We start from the raw sequence: 14,906 nt of genomic DNA, 5'->3' as shown, positions 1-14,906 counted from the left end.
CACCGACAGCTTCGGACATGGTACTCCGCCATCCGTACGACTAGCCTGGTGCAATGGCCGACATCTTCGACGTGATCGCCGACCCGACTCGGCGCGACATCCTCAGGGTGCTGCTCGACCGCAACTCGGATGACTCGCGCCCCGCCGGCGAGATCTCGGTCTCGGAGATCGTGGCCACCCTCGAGCTGAGCCAGCCGACCGTCTCCAAGCATCTGAAGGTGCTGCGCGAGGCGTCGCTGGTCTCGGTGCGCGAAGAGGGCCAGCACCGCTACTACCGGCTCGACCCCGCCCCGCTGGAGGCGGTGGAGGACTGGGTGATCCCGTTCACGGCCTCCGACGTCGACCTCTCGGCGTACTCCGCCCAACTGGCGGAGGAGACCCGCGAGTTCGCGAGCACGGTCGGCAAGGTGCTCGCCGACACGCGCCGCCGCGTCGAGCGCGTCACGCCGAAGATATGGCGTAGAGACTGACCCCTCCGAGCGGCTAGAGTTCCCTAGTTCCCCGTCGTCACGACCCGAGTACGATGACGGGCAGGAGAGGGACACCGCATGGTTCACGAAGGGGGCTCGAACGCCCTACGGGATGTGCGCTTCCTGACGGTCGCCGAAGTGGCCGACATGATGCGCGTCTCCCGCATGACCGTCTACCGGCTGGTGCACGCCGGTGAGCTCCCGGCCATCCGTTTCGGCCGCTCGTTCCGGGTTCCGGAGTCCGCCGTGGCGCAGGCGCTGAAGAGTGTGGCGCCCCAGCTCGAGGGCGGCGTCGCGGACTCGGCCTGAAGTCGGGTAGACTGGCTGCTTGTGTCGCCGCGTTTCCCGCGGCAAACCCCTAACTTTGTGAGGTCTACGTGGGTTCCGTTATCAAGAAGCGTCGCAAGCGTATGGCGAAGAAGAAGCACCGCAAGCTTCTTCGCAAGACGCGCCACCAGCGTCGCAACAAGAAGTAGGCCTCAGCGTCTGCTGCTCGAGCGCCGATCCGCGAGGGTCGGCGCTTTCTGCTGTCTGCATGACGTCTAGGCTTGTGTCGTGCCCACCGTCCACGTCACGCTCATCGGCAAGCCCGGATGCCATCTCTGCGACGATGCACGTCAGGTGATCCGCTCGGTGATCGCGGACCTGCCCGACCACGCGCCCGCCGTGGAGGTCGTCGAGCGCAGCATCCTCGACGATGCTGACCTCCACGAGCGGTATGTGGAGGACATCCCCGTCGTGCTGATCGAGGGCCGGCAGCACACCTACTGGCGCGTCGACCCGACGCGTCTGCGAACCGCCCTGCTGGAGGAGGAACGTTGACCCTGCGTCACGTCGTCATGTGGAAGCTCGCCTCGACGGAGGACGCCGAGCGAGCCGATCAGGCGGCACGGATCAAGGCCGGTCTGGAGTCGCTCCCGGCCGTGATCCCCGAGATCCTGCGCTTCGAGGTCGGCCTGAACTCGCTGCCGGCCAACGAGTTCGACGTGGTGCTGGTCAGCGACTTCGCCGACGAGGCGGCCCTGCAGCGCTACGTCGTGCATCCCGATCACGAGAAGGTGGCGGCGTACATCCGCTCGGTCGTCTCGGGACGGGCGGCGGTCGACGCCGAGTACTGATTCCGGCCGCCACGGCCGGAGACGACACGTGCCCGACGCCTGCGGGCGCGGGGCACGTGTCGGACTGTCGGTCAGACGACCGGGCTCTCGTCGATCTCTTCGTCGGTGCGACGGTAGTCGGCGAGGAACTGCGTCAGGGACGACGCGTAGAGGTCGCGAACGAGGTCGCCGGCCGTCGTGGCGTCGTGAGCCTTCGCCGCTTCCAGGATCTCCGCGACCCGACCGGGCAGGTCGTCCGTCGCGAACGGCTGCTTCCACACCGCGATGTAGCGGAGCACCTGCGGGCCCAGCCCCTCGCTGATCGAGAGCAGGACAGCGTTGTCGCTGTTGCGCTCGAACTCGAGGAAGAAGTCGTTGAGCGCGCGGCCGAGCGCCGGGAGGCTGCTCGACTTCGCGGCCTTCCGGATCTCCTTGAGCGCCTTGTCCTGACGGCTGAGCGCCGCGCTGTCGAGCGTCGGCACCGAGGTGCGCGCCGCGTACTCGTGCAGCAGGCCCGTGGTGTAGATGGCCTCGTCGATGGCGCGCAGGTCGATGGGGGCGACCCGCGTGTAACGGTTCGGCGCCATCTCGACCAGGCCGATGTCGGCGAGCTTCATGAGGGCCTCGCGGATCGGCGTGCGGGAGACGCCGAGCCAGGCGGTGAGCTTCTCGTCGAGGAGCGTCTCGCCCGGCTCGAGCGTGCCGTCGAGGATGCCTTCGTAGAGACGGTTGTAGACGACGTCGCGCAGCAGCTGGCGTTCGACCGGAGCGGAGTCTTTCACGGGAAGCGGCATCAGCGGCTCTCCTTCGCAGTGGGTGCGGCCTTCGTGGCGAACTCGTCGACGACGGTGACGAGGCCCTTGGTCCAGAATTCGGCGACGGCAGCGGCCGCCTCGGCGCCGTTGCCGGCGACAGCGGCGTCCACCGCGGCCTTCGCGTGCGGCGCGCCCGCGACGAACGCGCCCGACGAGGGCGGCGCGGCGATCAGCGCACGGCGGACCTCCGGCAGGTGGCGCGTGAAGAGCTTGGCGATCGTGCGGTTGTCGAGACGGCGCAGGAAGACGTTGATGAAGCCGTCGCTGAGCACGCGCTCGCGGACCAGTTCGGCCATCCCGCTGCCGTCTCCCACGCGGTCCTTGAACGCCCTGAGCTTCTCCTTGTCCTCATCGGTGAGGAGAGGCGTGGCATCTCGGACTACGCCGGTCATGAGGCTGCTGACGGTGTCGATCAGCGCGCGCAGCCGCACGGGGTCGATCGGGGTGACCCTGGTGCGCTTCTGGGGCATGATCTCGACGAGTCCCATGGCGGCCAGCTGGTTGAGCGCTTCGCGGACGGGTGTGCGCGAGACCCCGACCCATTTCTCGATCTCAGCGTCGTAGAGCTGTTCGCCCGGAGTGAGGTCCCCGTCGACGATGGCGTCGAGCAGACGGATGAAGACTTCGTCGCGGATGAGCCGCCGGGGACTGACGGCTTCAGCAATGGGTACAGGCATACATGAATATTACATCCACCCGCGTCGGATTCAAGTCCATCGTGTCATGGGTTTCGGGTGGCGTGTCGCGCGCCGGGCGCGGGGGAAGGCGACTAGAAGCGGTTTCCCAGGGCCTTCGCCTTGAGCGCGTCGAACTCGTTCTGGTTGATGACGCCCTTGTCGAGAAGGTCCTGCGCCTGCTGGATGTCGGCCGCGGGCGTCGCCGAGGGCGTCGGGTGCGTGTAGTAGTCGGTGTCCTCCGGGACGGTCTCGCGCGAACGGGAGTTGCGCTCGGCCATGCCGCGACCGCGCGCGATCAGGTACACCAGCGCGGTCAGCCAGGGGACGAAGATCAGGAAGATCACCCAGACGGCCTTCCACCAGCCGTTGAGCTTCTCGTCGCGGAACAGGTCGACCAGGATCGTGAAGAGGACCATCAGATAGGCGACGAAGGCGAAAGCCCAGAAGATCAACCAGAAGAAGTTCCAGAATCCGTTCACGACGAGCTCCTCTCGATTGCGCCACACGGTAGCGGGGGAGCGGCGTGTCTGGCTAGACGGCAATGCGCACGGGCGACGACGGGGGTCGCCGTTAGGCTGACGGCATGCTGAGCCAGCTGCCCCCGCACCTCTGGCGGGGACGGTCGGCCGCGGGCTGGACAGCGCTCACGCTGGGGTTCGTCGTCGGCATCCCGCTCGCGCTCGCGATCGGGCTGCTGCTCGTGGCGGCCGGGATCGCGGTGGCGGTCGTCGCGCTGGTGGGCAGCCTCCTCGCGTCGGCGGCCGAGTGGGCGTGGTACGCGAGCCAGCGCGGCAGGCGGGCGCCATATCCGTTCCCGGTGCCCGCTCCGCGCCGGCGGCGGGCGCGCCGGACCACACTGAGCGCACTGTACCTGTCGCTGGTCCCGCGCCTCACCGGGGGCGTCGCGCGGGTGGCGGGGTGGCTGCTCGCTCCGGTCGCGCTGCTGATCGGCGTGGTGGGCATCGTGCTGCCGCGCTGGCGCGCGAGGCCGTACTTCGCGGTGTTCACGCTCCCGGCGCTCCTGCGCAAGGCGGTCGCGCTCGGGCGCAGGCGCGGGTGGCTGCGCGACGGCCACGACGTGGTGTTGCTCGGCTACGACGACCTCCTGCAGCAGCGGTTCCCGCTGCTGCACGACTTCCTGCGCTGGTGGGACGATGCCGACGCGGGCGATGACTACACGCCCAGCCCCGGGCTGGTCGACGTGCCCGCCGGCCTGCTCGGGCTGGAGCTCGGGCCGTCTCCGGACCCGCTCGGCCGTCCCGGCCTGGCGGCGGGTGCGATGCGCCGCCGCTCGGTGCACACATTGCGCGACCTCCTGCTCAGCCAGCGCGAGATCGACGACCTCTGCGACCCCGACCTCGACGAACGCATCGACACCGCGGTGATCCGCCTGGTCGAGCGGGAGCACGAGGGCGTCCGGCACTGGATCGTGCAGTTCCCGAGCACGAAGTCGTGGCATCCACGGCCCGGGGTCGCCCCGAACGACCTGACGGCGGACCTCGTGATCGGTGCCGAGCACGAAGCCACGATCACACGTGCGGCGCTCGCGACGATGCGGGAGGCCGGGATCGCCCCTGGCGAACCGGTCCTGCTCGCCGGGTTCAGCCTCGGCGGCATGGTCGCGGCGCAGGTCGCGGTGCGCGCACACGCCGCCGGGTTCACCGTGACGCACCTGGTCGTCGCCGGTTCGCCGCTCGGACGCCTGCCGATCCCCGCGGGAGTCCGCACGCTGGCCATCGAGCACGTGCTCGATCTGGTGCCGCGCATCGACGGCAGGGAGAACCCGGTCGAGCTCGACCTCGACGGACCCGAGGTGCTCGTCACCGTCAAGGCGGGACCGGCGCTGACGCCGGGGTTCCGGCTGGGCGCACTGCATCAGGCGATCGCGTACGCGGACACCGCCGGCGCCATCGCGAACGATCCGCCGGGAACGGCCGTGGCCGCGCTCCTCGCCGAGCTGCGCCCGTACTTCGGCGGAGGGCAGACGGTGCACGACCGCTCGGCGCTGCGCACCGGGGGCCTGCCGGCTCGTGCTGCCGTGCCGTTCTACCTGCACAGCACCGTGGAGGAGGGCATCACGAAGGACGCCCTGCGGCAGACGGTGCGCCGGCTGCCGGGTGTCTACGCCGTCGATGTCTACCAGTCGCGCGGCGGTCTCGCCACGACCGTCCTGTGGAGCGCGGACGTCCTGGTGCGCACCCTCGATCCGTGGCTGGCCCCCACCCGCCGAGCGGCGATCTACCGCGGGCTGCTGTCGCTGCTCGGGCGCCGCCGCGGCGTCGGCATCCATCTGCGGCTCCAGGCGCGCGCCACCCCGGGGCTGATCTGGGAGGCGACGTTGCAGCGGATGCCGGACGGGCGCTGGCGCGAGACGATCGACGTGACCGTGGACGACCGGGCCAGCGCGGCCGACGTCGCCCGGTTGTTCCCCGACGGCGTGAAGACGCGGGTGCTGCTGCACCGGCCGGACGCGTTCGATCCGGTCCTGGACCTCGCCGGGGTGTGAGCGACGCCGTACGATGGTGCGACCCGAGCGAGGAGGCCACGTGGGACGCGAGAAGTATTGGGCGGAAGATCCGGATCCGCTGCTGCGCGTGGGGGAGGGTTTCCGACTCGCGGACCAGGACCCGCGCTCCACCCCGGGCTTCGGCGGCGACAGGCAGGACGGCGAGCAGGCGCTCAGTGACGGAGCCGCGATCCTCGCCGAACTGCAGGAGCGGCTGTTCGCGGCGGGAACTCTGGGCGAGAGGCGCAGCGTGCTGCTGGTGCTGCAGGCGATGGACACGGCGGGCAAGGGCGGGATCGTCACGCACGTCGTCGGGCAGATGAACCTCGGCGGCGTCCGGTATGCGGGGTTCAAGAAGCCGACGCAGGAGGAGCTCGCCCACGACTTCCTCTGGCGGATCTGGAAGCACGTGCCGGGCTCCGGCGAGGTCGGCGTCTTCGATCGTTCGCACTACGAGGACGTGCTGATCGCGCGAGTGCGCAACCTCGTGCCTGACGAGGAGGTCGAGAGCCGCTATGACGCGATCAATCGGTTCGAGCTGGAACTCGCGGAGTCGGGTACCACGATCGTCAAGGTGATGCTGCATCTGAGCAAGGACGAGCAGAAGGAACGGCTCGCCTCGCGTCTGCACAGGCCGGACAAGCAGTGGAAGTACACGCCGAGCGATATCGACGAGCGCCTGCTGTGGGAGTCGTACCAGGACGCCTATCAGCTGGTGTTCGACCGCACCTCGACGGCATACGCGCCCTGGTACGTGGTCCCGGCCGACCGCAAGTGGTACGCACGGCTGGCGGTGCAGCACCTGCTCATCCACGCGCTGGAGGAGCTGGGGCTGGAGTGGCCCGAGCCCGACTACGACCTCGAAGTGGAGAGCGCCAGGCTCGCGGCCTCGTGAGCTGCGCCGGTTGCCGGGCGCCGGCGATTCAGCCGAACGCCTCGACGATGGGTCGGAACTTCATGGTCGTCTCCGCATACTCCGTCGCCGGGTCGGAGTCGGCCACGATGCCCGCACCGGCATAGGCGGTGAGGTCTCCGGTGTCGTCGAGCTGGGCGCAGCGCAGCGCGATCGCCCACTCGCCGTCGCCGTCGCCGCCGACCCAGCCGACCGGGCCGGCGTAGCGGCCCCGGTCGAACGGCTCGAGCTCGCGGATGAGAGCCACCGCGTCGCGCGTGGGCGTGCCGGCGACGGCCGCAGTCGGATGCAGCGCGTCCGCGAGGTCGAGCGAACTCGCTCCGTCGCTCAGGGTGCCCGCGATATCGGTGGCGAGGTGCCAGAGGTTCGGCAGTTTGAGGGTGAACGGCAGATCGCTTGCGGCCAGGTCGGCGCTGTGCGGGCGGAGCGCGTCGAGGACGCTCGTCACGGCGAACCGGTGCTCGTCCTGGTCTTTGACGGATGCGGCGAGCGACATGGCCGACTCGTGGTCGCTCGCGGCGTCGCGTCCGCGCGACCGCGTCCCGGCGAGCACGCGCGCCGTGACCGTGCCGTGGTGCACGCGCACCAGCGTCTCGGGCGACGAGCCGACGAGACCGTCGACGGCGAAGGTCCAGCAGTCCGGGTAGCCGAGCGCGAGCTCGACCAGGGCGCGTCGCACGTCGGACTCGAGCGGCAGGTGGCCGGAGAGCTCGCGTGCCAGCACGACCTTCGACAGGTCGTTCTCGCGGATCTTCGCCACCGCCGTCGCGACGGCCGCCTCGTATCCGCTCTCGTCGAGACCGGCGGGGAGCAGGCTCAGCCGGTACTCGTCGCCGAACGCGATCGGGCGGGGGAGATCGTCGCTCGGCGCGACCGGATGCCCGGGGCGTCGGGGTGCGGCCGTGGCGGCTGTGTCGCCGTCGCGCCGGATCCGCGTGATCCAGCTGCGCCCGCCGCGCCGCCCGAGCACGACCTCCGGAACGATCAGCACACTGGTTGCGGTGCTCTCGTCGTCGAAGGCGAACGTGCCGAACGCGACCAGGCCCGTTCCCGGCGTGTGCACGTCGTCGCTCACCGTCGCGGCGCGGACCGTCTCGCGCCAGGCCTCCGCCGCCTCGCGGATGCGTTCCGGCCCGCGGAACTCGAGCCGAAGCGCCTCGCCGATACCGGCGATCCCCTCGCCCTTGCGGATCCACACGAGCGGTCGGCGGGAGTCGAGGAAGGGGACGAGATGCCGGACGTCGTCGAGGGGGGTCGTCTCGACCGAGAGCGCCGTCACGCCCGTCACCCGGCGGGTGGTCGAGGGTGCTGTCACCGGACCAGCCTACGCCCGGCCCGCTGGGCGCCGGATGCGCGCAGGCTGGACATCGACTCTGCAAACGGTGTAGCGCGCGGGCGTGGAATGCAGCGCATCACGGCGCAGCCTAAGCTGGTGGGGTGAGTAAGGCCGACCTCAGCAAGCAGCCCGCCCAGGTCGCCGCCATGTTCGACGAGGTGTCGACGCACTACGACCGGACCAACACGGTCCTCTCGATGGGCAATGCGACACTCTGGCGGGTGGCGACGACGCGAGCCGTCGCGCCCCGTGCCGGGGAGACCATTCTCGACGTCGCGGCCGGCACCGGAACCTCCAGCGCCTCCCTCGCCCGCAACGGCGCCAGCGTGGTGGCCGCCGACTTCTCGCACGGGATGATCGAGGTCGGCAGGCAGCGCCAGGCCGCCAACCCGTTCATCAGTTTCGTGCAGGCGGACGCGACGGCCCTGCCGTTCGACGACGACACGTTCGACGCCGTGACGATCTCGTTCGGCCTCCGCAACATCGTCGATCCGCGTGCAGCGCTCGCCGAGTTCTACCGTGTCACCAAGCCGGGCGGACGCGTGGTCGTCTGCGAGTTCTCCCGCCCGCCGCTCGCGCCCGTGCGCGCGGGCTACAGCGCGTATCTGCGGTTCGGGATGCCGGTGCTCGCTCGCGTGGCGAGTTCCAACCCGGCCGCGTACGAGTACCTGATGGAGTCGATCGAGGCGTGGCCGAGCCAGCCCGCGCTCGCCGCGTGGATGCGGGAGGCCGGCTTCGAGCGCGTCGCGTGGCGCAACCTGACGGCCGGGATCGTTGCGCTGCACCGCGGCTGGAAGCCGCTGACAGCTCACGCCGCCGCTCCCGTGAGCGCGCCCTCTTCCGCGACGGCCGCCACGGAGGTCTCGGAGGCCGCCGCGAACGAGTCGGCCGCGACCGCCGCGACCGCCGGGCCGGCGGACGCGCCGACGAAGCGAACGGCGGCTCCGAAGCGCACCTCGCCGAACGCCGAGGGATCGCCGTCCCGCCCGTCCAAGCCGGCCGCCGAGAAGCCCGCGGGGGCGAAGTCGAGCGCGGGAAAGACCGGTGACCGTGCGGCGGCTTCCGCGCCCGGCGCGACGAAGTCGACGGGCGGGAAGCCCTCGGCGAAGCCCAGCACCGCCAAGTCGTCGGCGGCGAAGCCCGCCGCGGCCAAGCCGTCGGGGGCGAAGCCCGCCGCGGCCAAGCCGTCCCCTTCCCCGCGATCCGCCTCGAAGGCCGCTGGAAGCCCCGAGACGAAGGCGCCCACCGCAAGGTCGGCCGAGCGCACGTCCAAGACGTCGGCGGTCGGGCCGCAATCCGAGCGACGCGTCGCCTCCGAAGACTCACCGTCCGCCATCCCATCCGAGGGGGAGTAGTGCCACGAAGCGTTCCGGCGGTGCGGCGTCCCGCGTCCCTGACCAGTCAACTCGGGCTCACCGAGCGGATCTTCGTCCGGGGTGAGGACCGACAGGTCGCCACGGCGGTCGACGACGGCCTCGCGCTGGTCGAGGACGCGCTGCACCGCGAGATGCGGTTCGCGGACAACCTGGCCGACGTCACCACCCGCTACCTCCTCGAAGCGGGGGGCAAGCGCGTGCGGCCGATGCTGACCTTGCTGACCGCACAGCTCGGCAAGGGGAACACGCCGGAGGTGCTGCAGGCCGCCCAGGCGGTCGAGATCACGCATCTCGCCTCGCTCTATCACGACGACGTCATGGACGATTCGCAGATGCGGCGTGGAGTCCCGACGGCCCAGTTCGTCTGGGGCAACTCAGTCGCGGTGCTCACGGGGGACCTCCTGTTCGCGCGCGCCAGCAAGCTGGTCTCGGCGCTGGGCGAGCGCGCCATCCAGCTCCAGGCCGACACCTTCGAGCGTCTGTGCCTCGGCCAGCTCCACGAGACCATCGGTCCCCAGGACGGCGAAGATCCCGTCGCCCACTACATCCGCGTCCTCCAGGACAAGACCGGCTCGCTGATCGCCGTGGCGGGTCAGATGGGTGTGGTCTTCTCGAACGCCGACCCCGCCTACGAGACGCCCGTCGTCACGTTCGGCGAGAAGATCGGCGTCGCGTTCCAGCTCATCGACGACGTCATCGATCTGTCGTCGACGGGCGTCGCCGAGACCGGAAAGACCCCCGGCAACGATCTCCGCGCGGGTGTGGCCACCCTCCCGGTGCTGCGGCTGCGCGAGCGTGCGGACGCCGACCCGGAGGCCCGGGCTCTGCTGGAGCGCCTCGAGCGCGACGTCATCGGCACCGCGGAGGAGGGCGAGGTGAGCCCTGAGGCGACGGCCGCGATCGCCGCGCTGCGCGAGCACGAGGTGACGGCGCAGACCCTCGAGGAGGCGCACCGCTGGGCCAGGGAGGCGGTGGACGCGCTGGCGCCACTGCCCGACGGCGCAGTCAAGAAGGCGCTGGTGCGGTTCGCGGACACCATCGTCGAACGCTCCAGCTGAGCAAGAAGGAATCAACGCATGACCAAACTGCGACTGGCGATCGTCGGTGCCGGCCCGGCCGGAATCTACGCCGCGGACATCCTGCTCAAGGCCGAGCGAGGCTTCGAGGTGTCGATCGACCTCTTCGAGTCGCTGCCCGCCCCGTACGGCCTCGTGCGCTATGGAGTCGCGCCCGACCACCCGCGGATCAAGGGCATCATCACCGCACTGCGCGAGGTGCTCGACCGCGGTGACATCCGCATCTTCGGCAATGTGACCTACGGGGTCGACATCACGCTCGACGACCTCAAGCGGCACTACAACGCGGTCATCTTCGCCACCGGCGCCGTCCACGACGCGGCGCTCGACATCCCGGGCGTCGAGCTCGAAGGCTCGTACGGCGCCGCCGACTTCGTCAGCTGGTTCGACGGCCACCCCGACGTCCCCCGCACCTGGCCGCTCGAGGCGAAGTCGGTCGCCGTGATCGGCAACGGCAACGTCGCCCTCGACGTCTCGCGCATCCTGGCCAAGCACGCCGACGATCTGCTGCCCACGGAGATCCCGGACAACGTCTACGAGATCCTCAAGAACTCCCCGGTCACGGATGTGCACGTGTTCGGTCGCCGCGGACCGGCGCAGGTGAAGTTCACGCCCCTGGAACTGCGGGAGCTCGGTGAGTTGCGCGACGTCGACATGATCCTCTACGACGAGGACTTCGACTACGACGAGCAGTCGAAGGCCGCGATCGCCAGCAACAAGCAGGTCATGGTGATCGACCGCGTGCTGCAGCAGTGGCGGCAGCGGGAGGTCGGGTCGGCCTCCCGCCGCCTGCACCTGCACTTCTACGCCAAACCGCTGGAGTTGCTTGCGGACGACAACGGCCACGTCCGGGCGATCCGCTATGAGCGCACCGCTTCCGACGGCGAGGGCGGTGTGCGCGGCACCGGGGAGATCCGCGAGCTCGAGATCCAGGCGATCTATCGCGCGGTCGGGTACTTCGGGTCTCCGCTGCCCGGGATCCCGTTCGACAAGAAGCACGGCATCATCCCGAACCACGAGGGCCAGGTGCTGCGCAAGGGCGACAACGAGCGGATGTACGGCGTGTACGCGACGGGGTGGATCAAACGCGGGCCGGTCGGCCTCATCGGTCACACCAAGTCGGATGCGATGGAGACGATCAAACATGTGATCAACGATCAGGGCAACTGGTGGTCTCCCGCCGACCCGTCCGAAGAATCCGTGGAGAACCTGCTCCGCGAACGGGGTGTGGAATACACGAACCTGGACGGTTGGCACAACCTGGACGAGCACGAGCAGGCGCTCGGCGCCGAACGCGGTCGCGCCCGCATCAAGGTCGTGCCGCGCGACGAGATGGTCCGGGTGTCCAACGGCGCTGCGGTGGAGGTCGGCGCCTCCGAGTAGACCTGCCGTCCCGCGGTCGCATCTGGCACGCTGGTGCCATGAGCACTCCCGTCGAATGGCGTCCCGACGTCCTCGGACCCGGGTTCCAGCAGGCGACGCTCGCGCTGGCACCCGACGCGGAGGGTGAGGTCGTGGCGACGCTCGTGCGCTACGAGCCGTGGCCGCGGCTCGCCGACCTGCGACCGGGCCACCCGGCCGACGAGACGGACGTGCTGTACGTGCACGGCTGGTCGGACTACTTCTTCCAGACCGAGCTGGCCCGGTTCTGGCACGACCAGGGCGCGCGGTTCTTCGCGCTCGACCTGCGCAAGTACGGCCGCAGCCTGCGCGCCGGGCAGACGCCCGGCTTCGTCGACTCCCTCGACACCTACGACGAGGACATCGAAGCAGCGCTCGAGGCGATGGGCCACGGCGATCGAGGCGAGGATGCGCCGAGCGAGCCGGGCCGTGGGGGTCCGCCGCGCCCGCCGCGGCCTCCGCGCCCTCCCCGCCGCCGGCTGATTCTGATGGGCCACTCGACGGGAGGCCTCACGCTGAGCCTCTGGGCCGATCGCCATCCGGGGCGCGCGGCTGCGGTCGTCCTGAACAGCCCGTGGCTGGAGTTCCAGGCGCACTCGATCGGGCGGACGATGATCAGCCCGTTCATCGACCTTCACGCGCGCCTCGACCCGAAGGCGGCGATGCCGAACGTCGATCTCGGCTTCTACACACGCTCGGTTTCGCGGACGCTCGACGGCGAGTGGGACTACGACCTGACGTGGCGGCCCGTCCGGGGGTTCCCGGTGCACCCGGCCTGGCTCACCGCCGTGCTCGCCGGGCACACGCGCGTCGCCGCCGGGCTCTCGATCGACGTGCCGGTGCTCACGCTGCTGTCGGCGCGCTCGACGCTGCTGCCGTACTGGACGGACGACATGCTCGGCTCCGACGTCGTGCTCCTCGTGCAGGACATCGCCATCCGCGCCCTGAAACTCGCACCGACCGTGACGGTCGCACGCATCGAGGGCGCGCTGCACGATGTCTTCCTGTCCCGGCAGGAGGCGCGCGAGGTGGCCTACGGAGAGGTGGCCCGGTGGCTGCGCGGCGCGCTCAGCGGGAGCCGCCCGCGCGGAGGGAGAGGACCGCTCGGTGGCAGGGGGCCCGTCAGCGGAAGTTCACGAACTGCAGGGCCACATCCAGGTCGGCCCCCTTCAACAGGGCCATCGTCGCCTGGAGGTCGTCCCGGCTCTTAGAACTCACGCGCAGTTCGTCGCCCTGGATCTGCGACTTGACGCTCTTGGGCGCCTCGTCGCGGATCAGCTTGTTGATCTTCTTCGCGGCGTCCTGCTCGATGCCGTTCTTGAGCCCCACCTCGATGCGGAACTCTTTGCCCGACGGATACGGCTTGCCGGTGTCGAGCGACTTGAGCGTGATCCCGCGCTTGATGAACTTGGACTCGACCACCTCGAGCACGGCTTTCACGCGCTCCTCGGTGTTGGCCTTGAGCAGTACCTTCTCACCGCTCCACTCGACCGAGGCGCCGACGTTCTTGAAGTCGTAGCGCTGCTCGACCTCTTTGCGGGCCTGGTTGACGGCGTTGTCCGCCTCCATCTTGTCGACCTTGCTGACGACGTCGAACGAGGAGTCTGCCACGATTCTGTCCTTCCCGCGTGCGGATTCCGGCGAGCGGGCGGCGCCGCCGAACGGACTCCAGTCTACGGGCGGTCCGGGACACGCACCCGGCGCGGACCCGTGTCAGCTCAGAGCGGTCTCGCGCCCGTCGCCCTCAGGCCGTCTGCTGCAGCTCGACGTAGTAGGTGACGTGGCAGCCGTCGCCGCCGCACTCCACACAGACGGTGATCTCTTCGCTGTGCTGCGCGGGGTCGGCCCCGGTTCCGTCGCACCGTTCGCAAATCTCCAACGTCCTCATGCCGACGATTGTGCGCCAGGCCACCGACATCCGGGTCAGGCGAGCGGGTGTGTCGCGAAGTGGAGGCAGGAGCCCGCGATTCTGCTGTGGGCGGAATCGCGGAACCCGCAGGGCGTGGACGATGGGGGTCGGCTTAGGCTTCACACATGTTGATGCGGCACGCGATCGGCTCGGTGCTCCGCCGGCTGCGGACCGAGCGCGGCGCCACCCTGCGTGAGCTCTCGGAGAGCTCCCGCATCAGCGTGCCGTACCTCTCGGAGATCGAGCGCGGCCGCAAGGAGGCGTCGTCGGAGATCCTGGCCGCCCTGTGCCGAGTCCTCGACGTGACCGAGAGCGAGCTGCTCTCGCAGGTCGTGGCGGAGTTCGCCCGCGTCGAGGTGCTGAGCCTGCTTCCGGAGCGGGTGCACTCCACTGCTGAGGCGGCTGCCTCGCCCGAGGCCGTCGAGAGCACGCACGCCGTCCTGCTGGCCGCCTGACGACGGCCCGACGGCTTCGGGCGTCGGACGGCCGCCCGTCCTCGGGTCGCTCAGCCCGCCAGCGCGCGCGTCGACCCGATGACTTCGTCGACGAACCCGTAGTCACGAGCCTCGTCGGCGGTGAACCAGCGGTCGCGATCGCCGTCCTCCACGATCTGCTCGACGCTCTTCCCGGTCTGCTGACTGGTCAGCTCCGCCATCCGCCGCTTGAAGTGGAGGATCTGCTTGGCCTGGGTCTGGATGTCCGCACTCGTGCCGCCGAAGCCGCCGTGGGGCTGGTGCATCACGACCGACGAGTTGGGGAGGGCGTAGCGCTTGCCCGGCGCGCCCGACGACAGGAGGAACTGGCCCATCGAGGCGGCGAAGCCGAGTGCGACCGTCGCAACGTCGGCCTTGACGAAGTTCATGGTGTCGTAGATCGCGAAGCCCGCGGTGATGGAGCCGCCCGGCGAATTGATGTAGAGATAGATGTCGCGGTCGGAGGCGATCGAGTCCAGCAGCAGGAGCTGCGCGCAGACCTCGCCGGCCGACTCGTCGTTCACTTCGCTGCCGAGGAACACGATGCGCTCCTCGAGCAGCCGCTGGACAGGGGACATGGTGTCGGGAGTGGTCATGGCGCCATCCTGCGACCGCGTGCATCCGGTTGTCGCGCGGTTCTGCCGAGTGCGAATTCGCGGCAGGCAGACGGCGACGCCTGGCGGGGCCGTGCCGATTTCGTGAGACGGCGCGCGCCGAGTATCCTTACATGGCGCCTTCGGTCAACAGCTGACTGGTGGTCGGGAGCGCGAATGGCGAGTTACCCAAGCGGCCAAAGGGATCTGACTGTAAATCAGCCGGCGTAGCCTTCGGGGGTTCGAATCCCTCACTCGCCACCG

General features: G+C 69.9%; 19 protein-coding genes and 1 tRNA gene. 13 read left to right on the top strand and 7 right to left on the bottom strand.

Annotated elements, in window-relative coordinates; all coding sequences use genetic code 11:
* The first annotated feature begins 53 nt into the window (after window positions 1-53).
* The 5 genes from Q0Q23_RS16350 (at window position 54) to Q0Q23_RS16330 (ending at window position 1,588) form a co-directional block, all read left to right on the top strand.
* The gene (locus Q0Q23_RS16350; RefSeq protein WP_295126478.1) at window positions 54-470 is read left to right on the top strand and encodes a helix-turn-helix transcriptional regulator; all 417 of its coding nucleotides are present in this window, start codon (window positions 54-56) and stop codon (window positions 468-470) included.
* Between the two features lie 78 nt (window positions 471-548).
* A complete protein-coding gene (locus Q0Q23_RS16345) occupies window positions 549-779 on the top strand; it encodes a helix-turn-helix domain-containing protein (protein WP_295126475.1) in 231 nt (76 codons plus the stop codon).
* 68 nt (window positions 780-847) lie between these two features.
* Window positions 848-946 (top strand): 30S ribosomal protein bS22, encoded by a 99-nt coding sequence (locus tag Q0Q23_RS16340; protein ID WP_003792170.1) that lies wholly within the window; start codon window positions 848-850, stop codon window positions 944-946.
* Between the two features lie 79 nt (window positions 947-1,025).
* Complete coding sequence (locus Q0Q23_RS16335) at window positions 1,026-1,292, top strand: glutaredoxin family protein (protein ID WP_295126472.1); 267 nt, start codon at window positions 1,026-1,028, stop codon at window positions 1,290-1,292.
* Complete coding sequence (locus Q0Q23_RS16330) at window positions 1,289-1,588, top strand: Dabb family protein (protein ID WP_295126469.1); 300 nt, start codon at window positions 1,289-1,291, stop codon at window positions 1,586-1,588. The genes Q0Q23_RS16335 and Q0Q23_RS16330 overlap by 4 nt, the downstream gene beginning before the upstream one ends.
* 71 nt (window positions 1,589-1,659) lie before the next feature.
* Here Q0Q23_RS16330 and Q0Q23_RS16325 read toward each other — a convergent pair whose 3' ends face one another.
* The 3 genes from Q0Q23_RS16325 to Q0Q23_RS16315 form a co-directional block, all read right to left on the bottom strand.
* Entirely contained in the window at window positions 1,660-2,361 is a 702-nt protein-coding gene (locus Q0Q23_RS16325; protein ID WP_295126466.1) for a GntR family transcriptional regulator, read from the bottom strand.
* A complete protein-coding gene (locus tag Q0Q23_RS16320) occupies window positions 2,361-3,059 on the bottom strand; it encodes a GntR family transcriptional regulator (RefSeq protein WP_295126463.1) in 699 nt (232 codons plus the stop codon). Before Q0Q23_RS16320 ends, Q0Q23_RS16325 begins: the two co-directional genes overlap by 1 nt.
* Before the next feature lie 92 nt (window positions 3,060-3,151).
* The gene (locus Q0Q23_RS16315) at window positions 3,152-3,538 is read right to left on the bottom strand and encodes a hypothetical protein (RefSeq protein ID WP_295126460.1); all 387 of its coding nucleotides are present in this window, start codon (window positions 3,536-3,538) and stop codon (window positions 3,152-3,154) included.
* A gap of 104 nt (window positions 3,539-3,642) precedes the next feature.
* Here Q0Q23_RS16315 and Q0Q23_RS16310 point away from each other — a divergent pair, with 104 nt between their 5' ends.
* Together Q0Q23_RS16310 and Q0Q23_RS16305 are read left to right on the top strand one after the other, a co-directional pair.
* Window positions 3,643-5,565: a hypothetical protein gene (locus Q0Q23_RS16310; protein WP_295126458.1), complete on the top strand. Its 1,923-nt coding sequence runs from the start codon at window positions 3,643-3,645 to the stop codon at window positions 5,563-5,565.
* 40 nt (window positions 5,566-5,605) lie between these two features.
* On the top strand, window positions 5,606-6,460 hold the full coding sequence (locus tag Q0Q23_RS16305) for a PPK2 family polyphosphate kinase (RefSeq protein WP_295126455.1): 855 nt from the start codon (window positions 5,606-5,608) through the stop codon (window positions 6,458-6,460).
* 28 nt (window positions 6,461-6,488) lie between these two features.
* On the opposite strand, the gene Q0Q23_RS16300 is transcribed toward Q0Q23_RS16305, so the two are convergent.
* Entirely contained in the window at window positions 6,489-7,793 is a 1,305-nt protein-coding gene (locus tag Q0Q23_RS16300) for an isochorismate synthase MenF (protein WP_295126452.1), read from the bottom strand.
* Window positions 7,794-7,915: 122 nt separating this feature from the next.
* Between Q0Q23_RS16300 and Q0Q23_RS16295 the strand changes: the two genes are divergently transcribed.
* The 4 genes from Q0Q23_RS16295 to Q0Q23_RS16280 are packed head-to-tail and all read left to right on the top strand — an operon-like array spanning window position 7,916 to window position 12,878.
* Window positions 7,916-9,169 carry a demethylmenaquinone methyltransferase gene (locus tag Q0Q23_RS16295; protein ID WP_295126450.1) on the top strand — a complete coding sequence of 418 codons (1,254 nt, stop codon included), beginning with the start codon at window positions 7,916-7,918 and terminating at the stop codon, window positions 9,167-9,169.
* A gap of 20 nt (window positions 9,170-9,189) precedes the next feature.
* Window positions 9,190-10,248, top strand: coding sequence for a polyprenyl synthetase family protein (locus tag Q0Q23_RS16290; RefSeq protein WP_295126447.1), 1,059 nt, complete (start codon window positions 9,190-9,192; stop codon window positions 10,246-10,248).
* 18 nt (window positions 10,249-10,266) lie between these two features.
* Window positions 10,267-11,649: an FAD-dependent oxidoreductase gene (locus Q0Q23_RS16285; RefSeq protein WP_295126444.1), complete on the top strand. Its 1,383-nt coding sequence runs from the start codon at window positions 10,267-10,269 to the stop codon at window positions 11,647-11,649.
* Window positions 11,650-11,687: 38 nt separating this feature from the next.
* A complete protein-coding gene (locus tag Q0Q23_RS16280; protein WP_295126441.1) occupies window positions 11,688-12,878 on the top strand; it encodes an alpha/beta hydrolase in 1,191 nt (396 codons plus the stop codon).
* On the opposite strand, the gene Q0Q23_RS16275 is transcribed toward Q0Q23_RS16280, so the two are convergent.
* Window positions 12,790-13,278 carry a YajQ family cyclic di-GMP-binding protein gene (locus tag Q0Q23_RS16275; protein ID WP_055920621.1) on the bottom strand — a complete coding sequence of 163 codons (489 nt, stop codon included), beginning with the start codon at window positions 13,276-13,278 and terminating at the stop codon, window positions 12,790-12,792. The genes Q0Q23_RS16280 and Q0Q23_RS16275 overlap by 89 nt on opposite strands.
* A gap of 133 nt (window positions 13,279-13,411) precedes the next feature.
* Window positions 13,412-13,555 carry a hypothetical protein gene (locus Q0Q23_RS16270; protein WP_295126435.1) on the bottom strand — a complete coding sequence of 48 codons (144 nt, stop codon included), beginning with the start codon at window positions 13,553-13,555 and terminating at the stop codon, window positions 13,412-13,414.
* A gap of 146 nt (window positions 13,556-13,701) precedes the next feature.
* On the opposite strand from Q0Q23_RS16270, the gene Q0Q23_RS16265 reads away from it, so the two are divergent.
* Entirely contained in the window at window positions 13,702-14,031 is a 330-nt protein-coding gene (locus tag Q0Q23_RS16265; RefSeq protein WP_295126432.1) for a helix-turn-helix domain-containing protein, read from the top strand.
* Between the two features lie 50 nt (window positions 14,032-14,081).
* Here the strand turns inward: Q0Q23_RS16265 and Q0Q23_RS16260 are convergent, their stop codons facing one another.
* Window positions 14,082-14,702, bottom strand: a complete 621-nt coding sequence (locus Q0Q23_RS16260; RefSeq protein ID WP_295126523.1) for an ATP-dependent Clp protease proteolytic subunit — start codon at window positions 14,700-14,702, stop codon at window positions 14,082-14,084.
* A 119-nt stretch (window positions 14,703-14,821) separates the two neighbouring features.
* On the opposite strand from Q0Q23_RS16260, the gene Q0Q23_RS16255 reads away from it, so the two are divergent.
* Window positions 14,822-14,903: transfer RNA gene (locus Q0Q23_RS16255), tRNA-Tyr, on the top strand.
* Window positions 14,904-14,906 lie beyond the last annotated feature (3 nt).

This window comes from uncultured Leifsonia sp. (assembly GCF_945957465.1).
Taxonomy (GTDB): domain Bacteria; phylum Actinomycetota; class Actinomycetes; order Actinomycetales; family Microbacteriaceae; genus Leifsonia.
Note: the sequence above shows the minus strand (reverse complement) of the source record. Positions and strands in the feature narration are given on the sequence as shown.

Excerpts from the sequence above, each read along its gene's own strand:
- Q0Q23_RS16350 (WP_295126478.1), top strand. The coding sequence starts at position 54 with ATGGCCGACATCTTCGACGTGATCGCCGACCCGACTCGGCGCGACATC.
- Q0Q23_RS16345 (WP_295126475.1), top strand. The coding sequence starts at position 549 with ATGGTTCACGAAGGGGGCTCGAACGCCCTACGGGATGTGCGCTTCCTG.
- Q0Q23_RS16325 (WP_295126466.1), bottom strand. The coding sequence starts at position 2,361 with ATGCCGCTTCCCGTGAAAGACTCCGCTCCGGTCGAACGCCAGCTGCTG.
- Q0Q23_RS16320 (WP_295126463.1), bottom strand. The coding sequence starts at position 3,059 with ATGCCTGTACCCATTGCTGAAGCCGTCAGTCCCCGGCGGCTCATCCGC.
- Q0Q23_RS16310 (WP_295126458.1), top strand. The coding sequence starts at position 3,643 with ATGCTGAGCCAGCTGCCCCCGCACCTCTGGCGGGGACGGTCGGCCGCG.
- Q0Q23_RS16285 (WP_295126444.1), top strand. The coding sequence starts at position 10,267 with ATGACCAAACTGCGACTGGCGATCGTCGGTGCCGGCCCGGCCGGAATC.
- Q0Q23_RS16280 (WP_295126441.1), top strand. The coding sequence starts at position 11,688 with ATGAGCACTCCCGTCGAATGGCGTCCCGACGTCCTCGGACCCGGGTTC.
- Q0Q23_RS16270 (WP_295126435.1), bottom strand. The coding sequence starts at position 13,555 with ATGAGGACGTTGGAGATTTGCGAACGGTGCGACGGAACCGGGGCCGAC.
- Q0Q23_RS16265 (WP_295126432.1), top strand. The coding sequence starts at position 13,702 with ATGTTGATGCGGCACGCGATCGGCTCGGTGCTCCGCCGGCTGCGGACC.